Source organism: Rickettsia endosymbiont of Cardiosporidium cionae (assembly GCF_015476335.1).
Taxonomy (GTDB): domain Bacteria; phylum Pseudomonadota; class Alphaproteobacteria; order Rickettsiales; family Rickettsiaceae; genus JADHZC01.
Window position 1 is genome coordinate 100,769 of sequence record NZ_JADAQY010000003.1, and the last position, 18,865, is coordinate 119,633.

The window sequence follows — 18,865 nt, forward strand, 5'->3', positions numbered from 1 at the left end:
GCTTGATAAAGAAGGGAAATGTCGATATATAATGTAAGTTATTAATTTAAATTCTTCCAATAAAATAAATCAATAATCGAAGTAATGACTAACATCTATAAATCAATATATAGTATATGTTCGAAAAAAACATACTACATTTATAGTTTTTGTTGTTGATATTAATATTATATCAATTACAATTGAAATATGTGATACACATATTTAGTTTGCATAGCAGTGTTAAATAACAAATGGCTGACGCCGGTGTGTATTAGTAAAATACAATAATTTTTAAATTATCAAATGCTAATGTCAAATAATAAATATGAAGTAAATATTGATCCTAATCGTAACGACTTATTGAGCGATATGGGGAAAGCAATCCTAAAAGATAGATATCTTTTATTAGGGGAAGATTACCAAGATCTGTTCGCAAGAGTCGCAACTCACTACGCAGATAGCCAAGAACATGCCCAACGCCTATACGAATATATTAGTAATCTGTGGGTTATGCCTGCCACTCCTATATTAAGCAACGGAGGTACTAAAAGAGGGTTGCCTATATCATGTTTTATAAATGAAACCAATGATAGTCTAGAAGGAATACTCAATTTATGGACAGAAAACGTTTGGCTTGCTTCTAAAGGAGGAGGTATAGGTAGCTATTGGGGTAATATACGTTCTATAAATGAAATAGTAGGAAAAAACGGTAAAACATCTGGTATTATACCATTTATTAAAGTACAAGACTCCATGACTTTAGCTATTTCACAAGGATCTTTAAGGAGAGGTAGTGCTGCAATATATTTACCAATACATCATCCAGAAATTGCAGAATTTATCGAAATTCGTAGACCTACCGGTGGCGATACAAACCGTAGAGCGTTAAATATTCATCACTCTGTAGTGATCACAGATGATTTTATGTTAGCAGTAGAAAATAATGAAGATTGGAATTTAATTAGCCCGCTAAATGAAGAAATAGTAGAAACTGTCAAGGCTAGGGATATATGGATAAGACTACTTACAGCAAGGATAGAAACAGGTGAACCATATATATTATTCACAGATAGCGTAAATCGTAATATACCAGAGCATCACAAAAAATTAGGACTCAAAGTTAAAACTTCAAATTTATGTAGTGAAATAACATTACCTACTGGTACTGATCACTTAGGTAACGAAAGAACAGCTGTTTGCTGTTTATCATCTCTTAATCTTGAACATTACGAGCTATGGAAAAATAATAAAAATTTCATTATAGACATTATGAGATTCTTAGATAATGTAATTGAAGATTTTATACAAAATGCACCTGATACTATGCATAAAGCAAAATATTCAGCTATGCGAGAACGAAGTATCGGGCTTGGAGTAATGGGTCTACATTCTTTATTACAATCACAAAACATACCTATAGAATCTGTTATGGCAAAAATATGGAATCAAAAAATTTTTTCATTTATTCATAGTGAAACAAATAAAGCCTCCATATTACTAGGTAAAGAAAGAGGTGCATGCCCTGATGCAAAAGAAGCAGGAGCGCAAGATAGATTTAGCAATAAAACGGCTATAGCACCTACGGCTTCTATATCAACAATATGCAATAATACCTCTCCAGGTATTGAACCCTACGCAGCTAATAGCTTTGTACAAAAAAATCTGACAGGTTCATTCCCTATAAAGAATAAAAATTTACAGATACTTCTCAAAAAGAAAGGGTATGATACAGATCAAATATGGTCCTCAATTGCTATGAATGAAGGCTCAGTACAACATTTGACATTTTTATCAGAACACGAAAAATTAGTATATAAAACAGCGTATGAAATAGAACAAAATTGGTTAATAGAACTAGCAGCTGACCGTACACCATATATATCACAATCACAATCTCTTAACATATTTCTGCTTGGGAATGTTGAAAAACAATATCTTCATGATATACATTTTAACGGGTGGAAAAAAGGTATAAAAAGTTTCTATTACTTAAGATCTACTTCAATACAAAGAGCAGATAAAATACCAAATCAAATTAAACAAGCAACACAGGATAATCATACAATGCACAATCCTAATAATTCTCAAAATGATGCATTAGATGAATGTCTTTCGTGCCAATAATGTTTAACCAAATTATCAATAAAATTCTATATCACTCTATTATTTAATTTAATTTTAAGGTTCTATATGTCTCTACTGAAAGCAAAACCTATATATAAGCCATTCTCATATCCTTGGGCGTATGAAGCTTGGCATACACAACAAAAAATACACTGGTTGCCAGAGGAGGTACCTCTTGCAGAAGACGTGAAAGACTGGAAATATAATATATCTGAAGGAGAACGGCATTTACTAACACAAATTTTTAGATTTTTTACACAAGCAGATATAGAAGTCAATAATTGCTATATGAAACATTATTCTCAAGTATTTCAGCCAATAGAAGTACAAATGATGTTATCTGCATTCTCTAATATAGAAACAGTACATATTGCGGCCTATTCACACTTGCTTGATACCGTAGGAATGGATGAAATTGAATACCAAGCTTTTCTTAAATATAAAGAAATGAAAGATAAATATGACTATATGCAAAAATTTGGTATAGCAACAAAAGAAGATATAGCAACAACCTTAGCAGTGTTCGGAGCATTCACTGAAGGGCTACAATTATTTGCGTCTTTTGCCATATTGCTAAATTTCCCTAGACTTAATAAAATGAAAGGTATGGGACAAATTATAACATGGTCAGTTAGAGATGAAACTCTACATACTAATTCTATTATTACTTTATTTAAAACATTTATACATGAAAATCCTGAAATATGGACCGAAACTCTCAGAGGTAGATTATACGAAGCATGTACTACAATAGTACATTTCGAAGATGCTTTTATAGATTTAGCATTTGAAGTTGGAGGAATAGAAAAACTAAATGCTAGAGATGTCAAACAATATATCAGGTACATCGCAGATTGTAGATTAATGCAGTTAGGATTGAAAGAGATATACCTAATGAATCATAACCCATTGCCATGGTTAGATGAAATACTTAACTCCGTAGAACACACAAATTTCTTTGAAAACAGGGTAACAGAATACTCTAAGTCATCCACTACAGGAAGCTGGGAAGAAGTGTTTAACAAAGTCGACCAAGATAAAAAAAAATAAATTAGAGAAAGGATGGTAATCTTAATATAAGTAATCTTATATTATTCAGAACTCCCATCCTCACTAACATCTTCATCATCACTGACTAATGGTTCAGTACCACCTCCTAAAGAATCAAAGAATGTATTAGTAGCAGAAGAAATGTCATCAGATACCAAATTACCTGAAGTCTCTGAACCAATATGATCATCAGGAGCTTTATCAATTAAATTACTGTGACAATTAGTATTAATCAATTTTTCTTTTAAAACATCTGGTTTTACATTACCCTTAGCAATTTCTCTTAATGCAATGATAATATTTTTATCATTGTTTCTTTCTAACGTTATTTCTGCACCAGCATATATCTCTTTTGCACGCTGTACAGTAATTGCAGCTAATTCAAACCTATTAGGTACTACCTTAATACAATCTTCTACAGTTACTCTAGCCATAACCCACCTCTTGAAATTAAATCAACGATTAAAAAAACATCTAAAATAACAATGAAAAAACACGAAATAAACCAAACAGTAAATAAAAAATAACCCCCTACCAATTTGAAGAAGATTATTTTCTAATGCCTAACTTTGTAATTAAATCACGATATTGATTCATACTTGTACGTTGCAGATACTTAAGTAACTTACGTCTTGCGGCTACAATCATTAGCAAACCTCTTTTAGATGAAAAATCCTTTTTATTCAACTTTAAATGCTCTGTTAACACATTGATTCTTTCTGAACACAAAGCACACTGTACCTGAATTGAACCTGTATCTCCTTCTTTGTTAGAAAATTTTTTAATTATTTCTAACTTTCTTTCACTCGCTATTGGCATTTTTTATAAACATTAACTAATTAATAATTATTAAAGACTCTAGAGCTACTGAACACTCCATCACGGATATTACCAATTGCAATTACTTGGTCTCCATACCTAGCCCACACAGTATCACAATTTTGCTTAATATCAAAATAACATTTTTGACCAAATCTAATTTTTTGTACAAAATCCTGACTAATATCTATTACAGGAATATTATATAATATCTTTTCAATACTAATCAGACTATCACATAGAAATTTTTTAGCGCTCACAGTATCTAATTTCATTAGTTTAGAATAATCTATAATATTATACAAACTAAAAATACTAACTTTTATACGTTGCAATTCACTAACGAATCCTAAACTCAACATTGAAGATGCCATATCTTCACATAAACTTCTAACATATGTACCTTTAGAACATTCTACATAATACACCACAGTCTTCATATTAGCATCATATTTCATCACCCTAATCTGGTAGATATTCACATTTCTTATATTATGTTCTACAACTTTATTTGCCCTTGCTAATTTATAAGATCTGATACCAGATAATTTAATTGCGGAATAACTATGAGGTCTCTGCTCTATAACTCCAATATAACTACTACAAATACTTTTACAATTTTTTAACGAAGGAACGAAGTCAAGTTTTGCTAATACCTCTCCACTAGCATCGGCCGTGGATGTTTTAATACCAAGAGATATTTTATATATATATTGTTTTCTAGAATTAATAACTATATTTACCAATTTTGTAGCCTCACCACAAGCCAGAGGCAAAACCCCTTCTGCTTCTACATCCAACGTGCCAGTATGCCCAATCTTATTAACATCTAGCATGTTTTTAATTACAGCAACCAGTTTAGCAGAGCTAATACCTCTAGGCTTATATATGTTTAACCACCCATGCATGAATAATCCTATATTTTACTAAAGTCTATTTTGTAAATATTTATTATCTACCATTCTGACCCATGCCTCCCAATCTCTTCTACCTAAGTCTTTTTCAAAATTCAACATGTCACTACAAGCTTTTTGACGAATTTCATGACTTGGCACTACCAATTTTTGATTTTGCCCCAAGGTATAACACTGAGCTTTTGCTGCTTGCTCCAAAAGATATGTATAAAACATAGCCTCCTGCACTGTCTTTCCACATGCTATAAACCCATGATTCCGTAAGATCATAACATATTTATCTTCTAAATCTGCGCTTAAATCTTTTCCTTGTTCAGATTCATCTAATGCCAACGAATTATATTCGTGATAGGCAAGTTTTTCGTAAAATACCAATGCCCACTGACTAATTGGTAATAACCCATCTTTTAATGCTGAAACTGCTACTGTAGAGATAGTGTGTAGATGAAATACAGATGTTATATCCGGGCGCTGTTTATATATAGATCCATGTATTACATATGCAGTTTTATTATATTGGTATTCACTACCTTCAAGTATATTACCAGTAAAATCAATCTTAATTAAATTTTGAACATTCACCTCAGCAAATCTTACTCCAAAGGGTTGTATATAGTAACACTCTGGGTTATCAGGATCTCTAGCTGAAAGGTGAGTATAGGTATGATCATCCATACCTAGCATTGACAAAATACGATAAGCATATACTAGCTTTTGTTTAATATCCATAATTTACCTATATCTAATTTAATATTTTATACTTTAAGTATTTACATAATATCAAATTTCAATTTTAAAAAATACAATAATTAATAATATATAAATATCTCTTTATTGAAATCTTACTACAACACAATACTGGTTATTAGAAGATAGCACCTTGCATAAGGAAGAAGCCTTTTGAAAAGAATGATATAGACCCAATTTCAAAATAAAAAAATACTTACCATTTTGTGTATATTTTTTTTCAATGCTATGGCCAACATCCTTCTTAAAGAGATCACCATAGCATTTTTGTATATTATGCCATTGGATATTAGCATCTTCAATAGAATTTACAACTGCAAGTTCAATCATATACCGAGTAAGTTGTATTTTATCATATGCTACCATATTAAATTGATGCCTAATATCATTAGATTTAATAATTTTTATATCATCTATTTTCAATTCAAATAAACCTTCTTTATTTTTTTCTACCTCGTTATGCTGTGATGAGCTGTGGTAAAGAATTTTGTCTAAAATTCTATCTATAGAATTTCCAAAAGACTTTTCATTAACAAAATTATGAATCCAACTAGCGGGTTTCTCTGGTTTAGATAGAACCAACACAACATCCTTTTTGTGATTGGGATTCACTCTATTATAAATCATACTATCTGAATTTAAAATTTTGGTGCCTCCAGGAAATTTAGGTTTTCTTTTATATTCCTCATCAACTGGTGTAACTATTGCTGGATCCTGTGGCAAAACTAAATTCAATATATTCACTCTTTGATTTATAAAATAAACAACAATAATAAATAATAATAGTAAAATTATTATTTTTAGTATATTACTGGTACGCATAACGATTCTATTTAGTATAGAATAAGATACATCTTATTATTAAACTACATTTTATCTATAGGTTTAATACCTATAATAGATAAGGCATTCACCATAACAAGTTTAATAGATTGTACAAATGCTAATCTTGCAGCGGTTAATTCAACATTATCCGATACGACAAATAAATAATTACTTTTTGATTTTCCTAAATTCCAGATAGTATGAAATTTGGAAGCAATTTCTATCAAGTAGTAAGCTATTCTGTGAGGTTCATGATATTTTGCTGCATTTATCAATATTTTTGGCCATATTGCTAATAATTTTATCAACTGTATCTCTTCTTCAGTAGACAAAAGAGAAAGATCAAATTGATTATTAATAAATTTATCATATGCATCTGCTACTGATATCTTAACTCTGGATATAATAGAACAAATTCTAACATGAGCATATTGCACATAAAACACAGGATTATCCTGTGATTGTTCTTTAAATTTATCGAGATCAAACTCTAAAACCATATCGCTTTTACGAGTTAGCATAATGAAACGAATTATATCTTTATCCAAATTTTTCATTATACTACTTATACTTACAAAATTACCATTACGCTTTGACATCTTGATTGGAACAGACTGATTAGCAAAATTTACTAACTGAACAATTTTTATATCACTCTTGACTTTATTATCAGATAATGCTGATACTATTGCGCTAATCCTACTTACATAACCGCTATGATCTGCTCCAAGTATAAAAATTAAATTTTGAAAACCTCTATCTATTTTATTTTTAGCGTAGGCCAAGTCAGAAGCAAAATATGACCAAGAACCATCCTGCTTTTGTATTGACCTATCTTGAGCGTCACCAAAACTGCTAGATCTAAATAACATATGCTCTACCTTTTTCCAATTAGGGTTTAACTTCCCTTTAGGAGCAGGTAAAACACCTTGATATATCAGACCTTTTTCTTGCATGATTTCTACAACCTGATCTATCTTTTTTTCTGAATGTAAAGAAGATTCAAAAAAAAATTTATCATATTCCACTCCAAGTAAAGATAGATCCCGTTTGATAAGATTCATCATTTCCGTGATAGTAATTTTTTTGATTATATCCTTCATATATATTTCTTCTTTATCAAGCAAACTACTACCATATTTATCGTATATTACTCTGGCTAACTCCTTCAAATACCCACCTGGATACAAACCTTCTGGTATTACTATTGGCTTATTTGTTATAACTTCTTTATAGCGTAATATTACACTATCAATCAAAATGTCAATTTGTGAGCCTGAGTCATTTACATAATATTCTTTAACTACATTATACCCAGATTTTGATAAAATATTGGCTAATACATCACCATATACAGCTACCCTTGCGTGTCCCATATGTATAGGGCCTGTAGGGTTAGCGGATACGTATTCAATATTCACTAATTCTCCATTTCCTACATTTACATTCCAAAAATTTGAATTATTTGATAATATTTGTTGTATATAATCATGCCATTTACTAGCTTTTATAGTAAAATTTATAAACCCAGGACCTGCAACTTCTATATGCGCTAGATAGTTAATTTTTTTAAAAGTATCCTTAAATCTAAGTGCCACCTCTTTAGGGTTTTGATGCTTTATAGAGGCAGTTAGCATAGCTATATTGGTTGATATATCACCGTTAAGATGATCTTTAGGGATTTCTACTGAATACTGATCCCAGATATTTGATTCTGGGTATAAATAATAAGCAGATTCTTTCAAATCCTTTTGTAATTCTTCAAAAATATTCATAATTTACCAAAAATTCGGATAGCAAGTATATTTCATAAGAAATACTTAACCATTTATTTTAAGTTACAAATTCAAATCTTTAATATCTAATTTAAAAAATTTTCTGTATTCATTAACTGCAAAACGATCAGTCATACCTGCTATATAATCTGATATAACAGACATGATACAAGATAAATCATCTATATCCTTCATTTTCATTTTCCATTTAACTGGCAATAAAGTCAAATCACTTGAATAAATTTGAAACAGAGATTCTATAATATTATTACATTCTGCAGTGACTCTTACCAATCTAGGATTATTATATACATTATCAAATAAAAAATCTTTAATTAACTTAATATTATTTAGGGATTCTTGTTCCATACCGACCAATGATCTACCCAGATGCCTTATATCATAAACTGTTTCTACTTTATAAAATTCTATATTATACTTAGTGTAAGAAACTAGGCTACAAATCATATCACGCATGAATTTACGACCTACTTCATATATCAATCTTCCTTTTGGTATCTCTGTACTTATAGTTTGCTTAATCAAATATATATAATCTCTTATAGAATTTATTTCACATAGCTGCTCTATAGTTATTAAATTAGCGTTTATTGAATCTTCTATATCATGAAAAACATAAGCTATATCATCAGATAATGAAGCAACCTGAGCTTCTGCAGAAGAATACAGACTTAACCCCATATCATGAGCATTATGATATTCTAATATGTATTGAGGAAGTATTGCTTCATCTAATATTGGTCCATTATGCTTTAACAAACCTTCTAAAGTTTCCCAGGTTAAGTTGAGACCATTATAGCTTGCATATCTTTCTTCCAATTCTGTTACAATTTTAAATGCATGGTAATTATGAGAAAACCCCCCATATTTTTTCATACAGTTATTTAAAGTTAATTCACCAGTATGGCCAAAAGCTGTATGCCCCAAATCATGAGATAGGGATATAGCTTCTGCCAGATCACTTGAAATCCCAAGCAAATTGCAAATGCTCCTTGCTATAGAGGCCACTTCTATCGAATGGGTTAATCTGTTACGATAATGATCTCCCTCGTGATTTATAAAAACCTGTGTTTTATACTGTAATCTTCTAAATGCACTAGATCTAATAATCCTATTACGATCTCTTTCAAACTCATTATGGTAATAATGAGTACTTGTATCATCATATGACCTACCCTTTGTATCTTTAGGATCACATGCATATGACTTCAACATAAAATACCACTATAATGATGAATACTCAATTTGGTTATTATTAAATTCTAACTTCAATGTAAAAATGACATTGCCTTCAAATTTTCACCATATTTTATACCTATTTTCATAGGTATATCAAGTATTAATATATTTTCCATAATTTGTTTCAATAAATTCACCATTATTTCTAACTCAGATGATGGTACTTCAAAAACTAATTCGTCATGAATTTGTAAAATCATTTTAGTGCTTAATGACAATGCATTAATTTTTTGATGAATTTTTATCATAGCAATTTTTACAATATCAGAAGCTAAACTCTGTATAGGAGCATTGATTGCAGCTCTTTTTCCAAAAGCGCGTACTGTATGGTTCTTATCATTTATAGAGGGAATATAAATTTTCCTTCCTAGAATATTTTTTACATACCCATTATCTTCAGCAAATTTGACTGTATAATCCATATAATTCTTAATTTCCGGATATTGAATAAAATACTTATCAATATAATTTTGAGCATCTTGAACGTTAATATTTAATCTCTGCGATAAACCGAATGCACTTATGCCATAAATAATGCTAAAATTTATAGTTTTGGCCTTGTATCTCAATTCTGTATTGACTGATTCCTCTGGTACGGAAAAGATCTGGCTAGCGGTGATAGTATGTATATCTTTGTTGTTAATAAAAGAACGCTTGAGATCCAATACATTTGCTACATGACTCAATATTCTGAGTTCTATCTGGGAGTAGTCTGCTGATAATAATACATGCATATTCTTGGCAACAAATGCTGCACGGATATTAAATCCTTCTTCTGTTTTTATTGGAATATTTTGTAGATTCGGATTATGTGAAGTTAACCTCCCTGTAGAAGTAGTATTTTGTAAAAATGTAGTATGAATTCTTTGAGTGCTAGGGTTGACTTGCTTAGGTAAAGCATCAGTATATGTATTCTTTAATTTAGAAAAATGCCTATACTGCAATAATAAGTCTGCTATTTGATATCCATCAAATTTCAATTTCTCTAAAATATCTACAGCTGTAGAATAATTCTTAGATTTACTTTTAGCATTAGTTTTATATGGCAATTGCATTTTAGTGAATAAGATTTCTGATAATTGCTTAGGAGAAGATATATTAAAATTTTCTCCAGCTAATTGAAATATTTTCTGTTCTAAAGCAGAAATTTCTAAAGCATATATCTCTGATAATTGAGATAAATATTCTATATTTATTGCAATTCCTGAACTCTCCATTTGATTGACAACCTCAGCCAGTGGTAAATCTATATTAAAATACAAACTCAGAACTTTATTTTTATATAATTTTTGTTCTAAAATCCTGTATAGTTCAACAAAATATATGGAATAAATTCCTGGCATTTCTAAATGTTGAATGATTGATCGATCCAAATAACATTCCACTAGTTCTGGTAAAGTTTTAGTTTTATTACCTGCACTCAAAAGATAATCCATCAATTCTAGGCTTACATAAGACTTAACTGGTTGATTAAAGAGTTTCAGTAAAATTTTTACATCAAAAAATATTTTTTTTATTGAGGTATCACTTAAAAATTGATAGAACTTCTGTAATAGTCTTTCATCTTCAGGCGTGATATAAATATAATTTTTTATGTAGCTATCTTCACTAATATCCAATGATTCTTTGGATATCACATGAATCTTCATAATATATATCAATGAAACTAATTCAGTATCATCAGCTGCTACAAAAGTAATATCAATTACCTGATCAGTTTTCAATATATCTATACCAACTGCTCCAGAGATATTTACTTGTTCTAACATTTTATTAAATATATCAATACTAGTAATATTGTTTATATCAACTTTCCTATCCATATCCTTCGAAGCACTCTCAATAAGGCAAATTTCTTTAGAAATATCGATATTAAAAAGATCTTCTACCCTTTTATATAAAGATTTGAACCCGAATCTATATAAAAAGTCAGAAATAACACCTATAGATGGGGGAGACCAAACAAAATTTTTATCTAGTAATTCGATATCAACATTACTATCTAAACCGGCTAACTTCCAAGATGTCAATGCCAATTCTTTATATTGTAAAATTAATTCTTTATGTTTTGAATTAGGAATATCATCTATAGAATTTAATAAATGATTCAAACTACCAAAATGATTTATCAATTTAGCAGCAGTTTTCGAACCTATGCCCTTAACTCCTGGTATATTATCAGATCTGTCGCCCATCAAAGATTGTACATCCCTCACTTTATCAGGGGCTACACCAAATTTTTCTAATACATCAGATTCATCAATATATCTAGACTTTACAGGATCATATATCTTAACGCGTTCATTCATTAATTGAACTAAATCTTTATCAGAAGATATAATAATAACATTTTGATCCATTAAGCTATATTTATTAGCTATAGTTGCTATAATATCATCAGCTTCAAAGCCAATTTTTTCTAGACTACAAAAATTCAACGCAGTTGCTACTTCTGTTAACAATTCAAGTTGGACAACTAATTCTTGATCTAATATAGGGCGATTAGATTTATACTCTGGATAAATATCATGACGAAAATTCTTATCTTTATGATCCAATACTATAACAGCTCGCTGAGGACGAAAATCTTGAAGTATCTTTAGTAACATACTAGTAAATCCATAAATTGCCCCAACAGGCTGCTTATTAGGCGATGTCAAATGTGGATGAGTATGATATGCACGAAATACGAATCCATAACCATCAATCACTACAAATTGAGCAGAGTGATCAAACATAAAATCCATAAATTAAAAACCAATATATATGATTATGATAAAGATATCATAGAATATCAATTCATAAAATACTCATAAATAGATGGTAAAATATGCTTACAAAATACTGCTATATTATTGTGATATGAAATTTTTATACAGAAGTAAAATACTAATAACCTCTATAACAAACCTTGTAATATCTTATAATATCTCAGATAATTTATTATTATACTCAATACTAATAGTATTTACTGCTAATATCCAAACTATAACAATACAAGTAAAAATTAATGCAAAATATGGTGAAGCATCTAAAAAAGTGAAATTAGGAAATAATATAAAGAAAGTTGATTGAATCATGCCCCCACCAGATTTACCTAATCTGCCTCCTACTACATCTACTGCAGCTTTACCTTTAGTACGCAACTCTTCAGATAAAGGAATATATGCCATCTCTTTTGTTGAATCAAATAATGAATATTTTGTAGATTTACTAAAAACATTCTGAACAGTACCTATAATTGCAGCCAGCATTAAAGGAGAAGTAGTAAAAAATGCTGCAACATATAATCCTAAACTATCATCGAAAATTATTAGAAGAAAAAATAGCCCGCCTGTAATTAATATCACTATAGGAGTCAAAATAGCAGAAATCTTCCAAGATACCTTTCTTAAAATATTACTACCTATAATCATAAAAATAATAGTCGTAATACCCTGATAAGCCTGAAAATTTCCCATAAACATTGTATACGACTCTTTGGTGGTATATATTTCACTAAGTTTTGATTTCCACATAGCTTCGACTAAATTGATAGAAACCCCATAAGATACTACTAAGATTGTTAGCAATCCCAAGTATTTTGACCTAAATAATGTAGACAAGCTATCCTTCAAAGATAATTTAACTTTTTTCTTCTTTGCTTGTGGAGATAATATATTAGAGTTATTGACTTTTGTTTCTTCCAATATATATGAGTTAATTAACTTATATAAAAATAATATACATATCACGCTAAATATTAATATAATAAATACAGGAATATACTTAATATCACAATTAACTATAGTAACATCATCACGCAATAACATCAGAACGATACTAGCAGTAGGTAATGAAAAATTGCCTAATAAACCAAACATAGGATAAAAACGCTTTGCTTCTTTAGTATCAGTGATTTTATTTGCAAATTGCCAAAATAATAGACTCAACATCACGCTTCCCCACAATTCTGCTATTACATAAAAAGAAGCATAGCTCCAATAGCCAGAGATCTTTATAAACCACTGCAATCGAGGAAATTGTTCTACTAAGTAATTTATTTTATAGGGGGAAGGGTGAAAAAATGCAGGGTTAGGATATAATATAAAGGTAAAACATATAATATAAATTAGAAAAAATACAGTGATAATATAAAATATTCTAGATTGACTAGTGATATTACATAATTTGCTATAGACCAACATAGCTGCAACTGCTGCTGGTAAGACTAGATATAACTTTAAAAAACCTAATGCTTCAGCTCCGACAGAGTTTATAATAAACCCATCTTTAATAGAACGTAATACTGAGTAATTTAATAAAATACAAAACATCAACATTGTCATAGCGATGAATTTTTTAGACTCGTGTGGCTCAATTGGCCAAAATACTTTTCTATATTTTATTAATTTTTCTATAAATAATCTCATAAAAGATTTAATTATTAAGCTCATATCAATTATCCATATTAACTAAATACATAAAAAACAACAAAACCTATAATAAAAACCAGTGTTTAGAGCATATTTGATATAAAAAATCACAATGATTGGTGGGCAATAACAGGCTCGAACTGCTGACTTTCTCGGTGTAAACGAGACGCTCTACCATCTGAGCTAATCGCCCATAAGAAACAAATAGCAACACACTCCTAAGTAAAAACACGATAGCAATAAACTATCAATACTCAATAACCTTGCGCTCTTCTACTGCTTATAGATTTCCTAACACGCTTTTGAGTCTCTTGCTTTTTACGTACCCTTTTAACAGAAGGGGGCTCATAAAAACGTGACATCTTCATCAATCTGAAAATTAACTCACGCTGCATCTTACGCTTTAGATCTTTTAGACCTTTTTCGAAATTCCCTCCATGTATATTTACTTGTATTGCCACTAAATCTTTAATATTTATTGATAAACTATGATTATAACATTTTCTAAGCCAATAATAAAAGATAACATATAATTGTTAAATTCTGACCTTTATACAAGCATTATTGAATGTTTACAATGAGAATCCATTATCCTATATAATAAGATATTTTGTCAAGCATAAATAATAAAAATAAGTAAAGCTTTTATCTAAAATAAAAATCAATTAGTATTAACTTTAGAAATCAACATACTAGTAGTAAAAAGAGAATTTATGACCAATGTTTTTATTAAAAAAGGTGCAGCTCTAATAAAGTTAGGTGATATTGTATCCTTTCCTACTGAAACCGTTCAAGGTATCGGAGCAAATGCACTAGATGATATCGCTTGCGAAAAAATCTTTAGGATAAAAAATAGACCAAAAAATAATCCTTTAATTATACATGTACAAGACATAAATCATGCTAAAGAAATTGTACATTTTAACAAAGACGCTGAATATTTAGCTGAATCACTCTGGCCAGGACCTTTAACATTAATATTATTCAAAAAAGATAATAGTAATATATCAAATATAGCAACCTCCTCTCTAAGTACAATCGCTATCAGAGTTCCATCACATCCTATAGCATCGAAGCTAATCCAATTTAGCGGATGTCCTATAGCTGCTCCTAGTGCTAATAAATCTGGCATGTTAAGCGCGACTCATTCAGATCACGTAAAAGATTTCTTCATAAATGATAAGTTATATATTATTCCATCTAAAGAAAAAAGTAGATATGGATTAGAATCTACAATAATTGATTGTACGTCTGATATACCTAATATACTAAGGCATGGATGCATAACACATACTAGAATCAATCACATACTAAAAAAGGAGGCTTCATTAACAGAACCAAATAAAAATAATATTAAATCACCTGGTACATGCTATAAACATTATGCACCACAACATCAAATAAGGCTAAACGCTACTTACCTAAAAAAGGGGGAAGTAGGACTAAATTTTGGTACAGCAGTGTGTTTTGACAATGAATATTCGCTAAATCTCAGTACTAAAGGTGATTTATATGAAGCAGCACACAATCTTTTCGATCATTTATATAAGTTGGATCAATATATCAAAAAATATAAGCTAGCATCAATAGCAATTGCCCCCATCCCAAAACATGACATAGGCATAACAATTAATGATAGACTATCAAGAGCATGTGATACCACAAAACAATAATGAGATACATTTTGGTGCCCTTGGCCGGACTCGAACCGGCAACGCTATAAAGCAACAGATTTTGAGTCTGTCGTGTATACCAATTTCACCACAAAGGCAAGGACCTTAGCACAGATAAGAAAAAAGCAGATCCATCAAGATATAAAATATTAAATATGTGTTATATAAGCTATAATAAAATCTTCAAGCAAAATTACTAATTTTATCAATCTCTTGATATAATTCTTTCATGGTAATTTCTATAGAGGTTAACCTCCTAGATAAATTATCTATAATCCGTTCGGAAGGATAATCCATAAATTTAAGATCATTTTTCATTTTATACAATTTATACTTTAATGTATCAAATGATTGTAAGATTTTTAACGTTAATGAAGAACCATTGCTAATTGAATCTAATTTTCCATATGCCAACTGTAACTTTTTAACCAATTCATTAACCTGCTGTTTAAGATTTACTATAGTTTCTGTGCTAGTTACCTTAGATTGCTCTAATAACTGTACTTCTTTTAACTTTATTCTTTGTTTAGGAGTAACCTTCAGATCCCATGCTAGGCCTACTTTACTCATACAATATATTATCCATTTATGCACATCCATTTGATACCATTTTGCTCCGTTTCTATAATCATTGGGAAAGGCATGATGAAAATTATGCCAATTTTCTCCAAGCAATACTATAAACAACCACCAAATATCTCCTGCAGTACCTTTCGTATACCTCTGGGTACCCAAAAAATGGCACAATGAATTTACAAAAAATGTTAACTCTTGTTGTATAGCTCTACCTATACCTATAAATAAAAATGCAGTATAGGCAGAAAAGATAGATCCGCCAAATACAAACCCTATAATCATCGGCAAAAATAGATTCATAAATAAAGCAATTTGCCAGTAATATTTTAGCTGAAATCTTAGTAACTTATTTTTACCCAATTTTTTAATTGTAACACGATTAATTAGTTTATAGCTACCTATCCCTACCAACATCCAGCCTATGTGAGCCCATAGAAAACCTAGAAAACGATTATGAAATTTTAATGGTGTGTGAGGGTCACGATCAGTATCAGTAAAGCTATGATGATCAACGTGATTAGATACCCAAGATAATGCAGGGCCTTGCAACGTTGCAGCAGAAAACATCATCAAAATAAATTCTACATATTTGTTAGTCTTATATGAACCATGAGACCATAACCTATGCAACCCTATACCTACTACAATGTTTGATCCATAATAACCCAAAATAACAAACAGAATTTCTGTAAAACCTATACTATAATTTATAGCATAACTCACTACTAAAAGGATTAATAATAAAGGATATATTATTAAAACAAGACATGAAGCTATATTAACATTTTTTATCATTGGAATAGACCAATTAAAAATTTACATGGAGCGGGTGAAGGGAATCGGACCCTCGACTTCGACCTTGGCAAGGTAGCGCTCTACCACTGAGCTACACCCGCTAATTACTTAACTTTTCTACTAATCATCAAATTACTTTACTAATCTAATACTAGCTATATTATTTGTTTAGCTACAAACAACAAAACACACCACACAGTTGTACTGCAAATTAACATTTTTAAGTATACAGAGCCCAGTATAGAGACATCAAAACTACAAGTCAACTGATAGCAGGATAATAACTATCCCTCCAGCAATAATATCATACATCCCCATAAATAATCAACTATCAACTAGTAAAATGGATATACCAAAACTTAATTAAACTTCATTATCTAATAATATAAATCCAAGCTAAGCAAAACTAATTAATACTCATTACATATTAATATATCTAAGTAATAATATATAATATATATTATAATTTTATTTTGTTATTATATGCAATATAATATATAAGAGCAGCAGATATAATACACGTAAACAATATCCAAGCGTTGTTGGAGATTAGCGATTTTTTATCATATATTTGTTGTAAAAGCAAATACCCAGCAGATAAAAAACCTATAGGGGCAACTATAAACAAGATAGGACATTTAAACACTCTTTTATAATCAGCTTTCACAATTCTAAGTAATATAACAATAATCATAACTACCATATCATTGAATAGACTAAACATACCAGATAGCTGACCAAAGAATTTACAAGGCATAATAGCAGAAATCAACATAGTAAATGATACTACAATATATAAAGCAACATAAGGAGTATGATATTTACAGTGTACAAAACTTATAATTTTAGGTAATAACCCATCTCTAGATACAACATATAAGATACGTGATACAGCATAAATATTCACCAATATCCCTGTAATCATACCAATTATCACCCCGAATGATATAACAGAAGATGCTACTCTACTACCTTTAACTTTTAATACTGAAGCCAATGCTTCTGAAGCATTAAGATTCTCATAGTGAGTAATACCAGTTAATAACCCCCCTACCACCACATATATCATAATAGATATAACAACTGCTCCAACAATTCCAACACTAATATTAATATTAGGATTTTTACACTCTTCCGCAGTACTAGCTAACAATCCATAACCATTAAATGATAAAAATAGTACAGCACTCCCTCTAATAACATTATCGATGCCAAATGGCATAAAATTACTACTCCAATATTCAATATTGAAATATTTTGAGGATACTACCACAAATATTAAGATAGTCCCCAATTTTATAAATACCAAAACTAAATTGATTTTCTTGCTGCTCTTAATACCAAAAAACAATATACTTCCTAATAACAAAACAATAAGCAGCGCAAAAACGTCACATACTCCTCCTTCTAGTGGTCCATAAGCAATAGAATGAGGAAGATACATCCCATATACTGATAAGATATTCTTAAAATAACCAGACCAACCAGTTGCAATTGAAGCAGCAGCAAAAGTAAATTCTAAAAATACAGAACAAGCCATCACCCAAGCAATCAACTCTCCTAATACTAAATAACTATAACTATACAACCCTCCAGAGGTAGGGATCATAGTAGCAAGTTCTGTATAAGCTAATGCAATAAAGATCGCTGTAATGCCTGCGAGCAAATAAGATATCATAACAGCCGGTCCAGCATATTCAGCAGCAACTAATCCTGTGAATACAAATAAACCAGATCCTATAATACTTCCTAACCCGAGTAACAGTACATCAACGCTGCCCAGATTTCTTACTAACCCAGAAGCTTTAGTTTTGACAGTTAAAGAATCAAAAGACTTTTTTTGGAAACAAGAACCCAACATTAATCCTCTATGTAAACACTAAAAATCAAATTATAAAACACAATAAAAT

15 protein-coding genes and 3 tRNA genes are annotated in these 18,865 nt (G+C 30.2%); 3 read left to right on the forward strand and 15 right to left on the reverse strand.

What is annotated here, in order from left to right; translation table 11 throughout:
• Window positions 1-291 precede the first annotated feature (291 nt).
• A complete protein-coding gene (locus IHI24_RS02790; protein WP_194966547.1) occupies window positions 292-2,106 on the forward strand; it encodes a ribonucleoside-diphosphate reductase subunit alpha in 1,815 nt (604 codons plus the stop codon).
• A 66-nt stretch (window positions 2,107-2,172) separates the two neighbouring features.
• Window positions 2,173-3,156 carry a ribonucleotide-diphosphate reductase subunit beta gene (locus IHI24_RS02795; RefSeq protein WP_194966548.1) on the forward strand — a complete coding sequence of 328 codons (984 nt, stop codon included), beginning with the start codon at window positions 2,173-2,175 and terminating at the stop codon, window positions 3,154-3,156.
• 41 nt (window positions 3,157-3,197) lie between these two features.
• On the opposite strand, the gene rpoZ is transcribed toward IHI24_RS02795, so the two are convergent.
• The 11 genes from rpoZ to rpsU all read right to left on the reverse strand — a co-directional run bounded on the left by rpoZ (window position 3,198) and on the right by rpsU (window position 14,366).
• Window positions 3,198-3,590 (reverse strand): DNA-directed RNA polymerase subunit omega, encoded by a 393-nt coding sequence (gene rpoZ, locus IHI24_RS02800; protein ID WP_194966549.1) that lies wholly within the window; start codon window positions 3,588-3,590, stop codon window positions 3,198-3,200.
• Between the two features lie 115 nt (window positions 3,591-3,705).
• Entirely contained in the window at window positions 3,706-3,975 is a 270-nt protein-coding gene (gene rpsO / locus IHI24_RS02805) for a 30S ribosomal protein S15 (RefSeq protein ID WP_194966550.1), read from the reverse strand.
• A 20-nt stretch (window positions 3,976-3,995) separates the two neighbouring features.
• Window positions 3,996-4,883, reverse strand: a complete 888-nt coding sequence (gene truB / locus IHI24_RS02810; protein ID WP_194966551.1) for a tRNA pseudouridine(55) synthase TruB — start codon at window positions 4,881-4,883, stop codon at window positions 3,996-3,998.
• A gap of 18 nt (window positions 4,884-4,901) precedes the next feature.
• On the reverse strand, window positions 4,902-5,618 hold the full coding sequence (locus IHI24_RS02815; RefSeq protein WP_194966552.1) for a class II aldolase/adducin family protein: 717 nt from the start codon (window positions 5,616-5,618) through the stop codon (window positions 4,902-4,904).
• 102 nt (window positions 5,619-5,720) lie between these two features.
• On the reverse strand, window positions 5,721-6,380 hold the full coding sequence (locus tag IHI24_RS02820) for an SPOR domain-containing protein (RefSeq protein WP_194966553.1): 660 nt from the start codon (window positions 6,378-6,380) through the stop codon (window positions 5,721-5,723).
• Window positions 6,381-6,502: 122 nt separating this feature from the next.
• The gene (argS, locus tag IHI24_RS02825; protein ID WP_194966554.1) at window positions 6,503-8,236 is read right to left on the reverse strand and encodes an arginine--tRNA ligase; all 1,734 of its coding nucleotides are present in this window, start codon (window positions 8,234-8,236) and stop codon (window positions 6,503-6,505) included.
• Between the two features lie 63 nt (window positions 8,237-8,299).
• Window positions 8,300-9,472: a dGTP triphosphohydrolase gene (dgt, locus tag IHI24_RS02830; RefSeq protein ID WP_194966555.1), complete on the reverse strand. Its 1,173-nt coding sequence runs from the start codon at window positions 9,470-9,472 to the stop codon at window positions 8,300-8,302.
• 53 nt (window positions 9,473-9,525) lie between these two features.
• Window positions 9,526-12,234 carry a DNA polymerase I gene (gene polA, locus IHI24_RS02835; protein WP_194966587.1) on the reverse strand — a complete coding sequence of 903 codons (2,709 nt, stop codon included), beginning with the start codon at window positions 12,232-12,234 and terminating at the stop codon, window positions 9,526-9,528.
• Between the two features lie 183 nt (window positions 12,235-12,417).
• Entirely contained in the window at window positions 12,418-13,908 is a 1,491-nt protein-coding gene (locus tag IHI24_RS02840) for an Npt1/Npt2 family nucleotide transporter (protein ID WP_194966556.1), read from the reverse strand.
• Window positions 13,909-14,028: 120 nt separating this feature from the next.
• Window positions 14,029-14,104, reverse strand: a tRNA-Val gene (locus IHI24_RS02845).
• Between the two features lie 61 nt (window positions 14,105-14,165).
• Window positions 14,166-14,366 carry a 30S ribosomal protein S21 gene (rpsU, locus tag IHI24_RS02850; RefSeq protein WP_194966588.1) on the reverse strand — a complete coding sequence of 67 codons (201 nt, stop codon included), beginning with the start codon at window positions 14,364-14,366 and terminating at the stop codon, window positions 14,166-14,168.
• 258 nt (window positions 14,367-14,624) lie between these two features.
• Between rpsU and IHI24_RS02855 the strand changes: the two genes are divergently transcribed.
• On the forward strand, window positions 14,625-15,584 hold the full coding sequence (locus IHI24_RS02855; protein WP_194966557.1) for an L-threonylcarbamoyladenylate synthase: 960 nt from the start codon (window positions 14,625-14,627) through the stop codon (window positions 15,582-15,584).
• Between the two features lie 12 nt (window positions 15,585-15,596).
• On the opposite strand, the gene IHI24_RS02860 is transcribed toward IHI24_RS02855, so the two are convergent.
• The 4 genes from IHI24_RS02860 to IHI24_RS02875 all read right to left on the reverse strand — a co-directional run bounded on the left by IHI24_RS02860 (window position 15,597) and on the right by IHI24_RS02875 (window position 18,816).
• A tRNA-Leu gene (locus tag IHI24_RS02860) sits at window positions 15,597-15,682 on the reverse strand.
• Between the two features lie 85 nt (window positions 15,683-15,767).
• Window positions 15,768-16,955: an acyl-CoA desaturase gene (locus tag IHI24_RS02865; protein WP_194966558.1), complete on the reverse strand. Its 1,188-nt coding sequence runs from the start codon at window positions 16,953-16,955 to the stop codon at window positions 15,768-15,770.
• A 26-nt stretch (window positions 16,956-16,981) separates the two neighbouring features.
• Window positions 16,982-17,056: transfer RNA gene (locus IHI24_RS02870), tRNA-Gly, on the reverse strand.
• Window positions 17,057-17,415: 359 nt separating this feature from the next.
• Window positions 17,416-18,816: an amino acid permease gene (locus tag IHI24_RS02875; RefSeq protein ID WP_194966559.1), complete on the reverse strand. Its 1,401-nt coding sequence runs from the start codon at window positions 18,814-18,816 to the stop codon at window positions 17,416-17,418.
• Between the last annotated feature and the right edge of the window lie 49 nt (window positions 18,817-18,865).

What these genes read in the sequence shown, in the direction of transcription:
- IHI24_RS02815 (WP_194966552.1), bottom strand. Translation starts at nt 5,618, where the DNA reads ATGGATATTAAACAAAAGCTAGTATATGCTTATCGTATTTTGTCAATG.
- IHI24_RS02790 (WP_194966547.1), top strand. Translation starts at nt 292, where the DNA reads ATGTCAAATAATAAATATGAAGTAAATATTGATCCTAATCGTAACGAC.
- IHI24_RS02865 (WP_194966558.1), bottom strand. Translation starts at nt 16,955, where the DNA reads ATGATAAAAAATGTTAATATAGCTTCATGTCTTGTTTTAATAATATAT.
- argS (WP_194966554.1), bottom strand. Translation starts at nt 8,236, where the DNA reads ATGAATATTTTTGAAGAATTACAAAAGGATTTGAAAGAATCTGCTTAT.
- truB (WP_194966551.1), bottom strand. Translation starts at nt 4,883, where the DNA reads ATGCATGGGTGGTTAAACATATATAAGCCTAGAGGTATTAGCTCTGCT.
- IHI24_RS02840 (WP_194966556.1), bottom strand. Translation starts at nt 13,908, where the DNA reads ATGAGATTATTTATAGAAAAATTAATAAAATATAGAAAAGTATTTTGG.
- rpsO (WP_194966550.1), bottom strand. Translation starts at nt 3,975, where the DNA reads ATGCCAATAGCGAGTGAAAGAAAGTTAGAAATAATTAAAAAATTTTCT.
- polA (WP_194966587.1), bottom strand. Translation starts at nt 12,234, where the DNA reads ATGTTTGATCACTCTGCTCAATTTGTAGTGATTGATGGTTATGGATTC.
- IHI24_RS02855 (WP_194966557.1), top strand. Translation starts at nt 14,625, where the DNA reads ATGACCAATGTTTTTATTAAAAAAGGTGCAGCTCTAATAAAGTTAGGT.
- IHI24_RS02795 (WP_194966548.1), top strand. Translation starts at nt 2,173, where the DNA reads ATGTCTCTACTGAAAGCAAAACCTATATATAAGCCATTCTCATATCCT.
- IHI24_RS02875 (WP_194966559.1), bottom strand. Translation starts at nt 18,816, where the DNA reads ATGTTGGGTTCTTGTTTCCAAAAAAAGTCTTTTGATTCTTTAACTGTC.
- dgt (WP_194966555.1), bottom strand. Translation starts at nt 9,472, where the DNA reads ATGTTGAAGTCATATGCATGTGATCCTAAAGATACAAAGGGTAGGTCA.
- rpoZ (WP_194966549.1), bottom strand. Translation starts at nt 3,590, where the DNA reads ATGGCTAGAGTAACTGTAGAAGATTGTATTAAGGTAGTACCTAATAGG.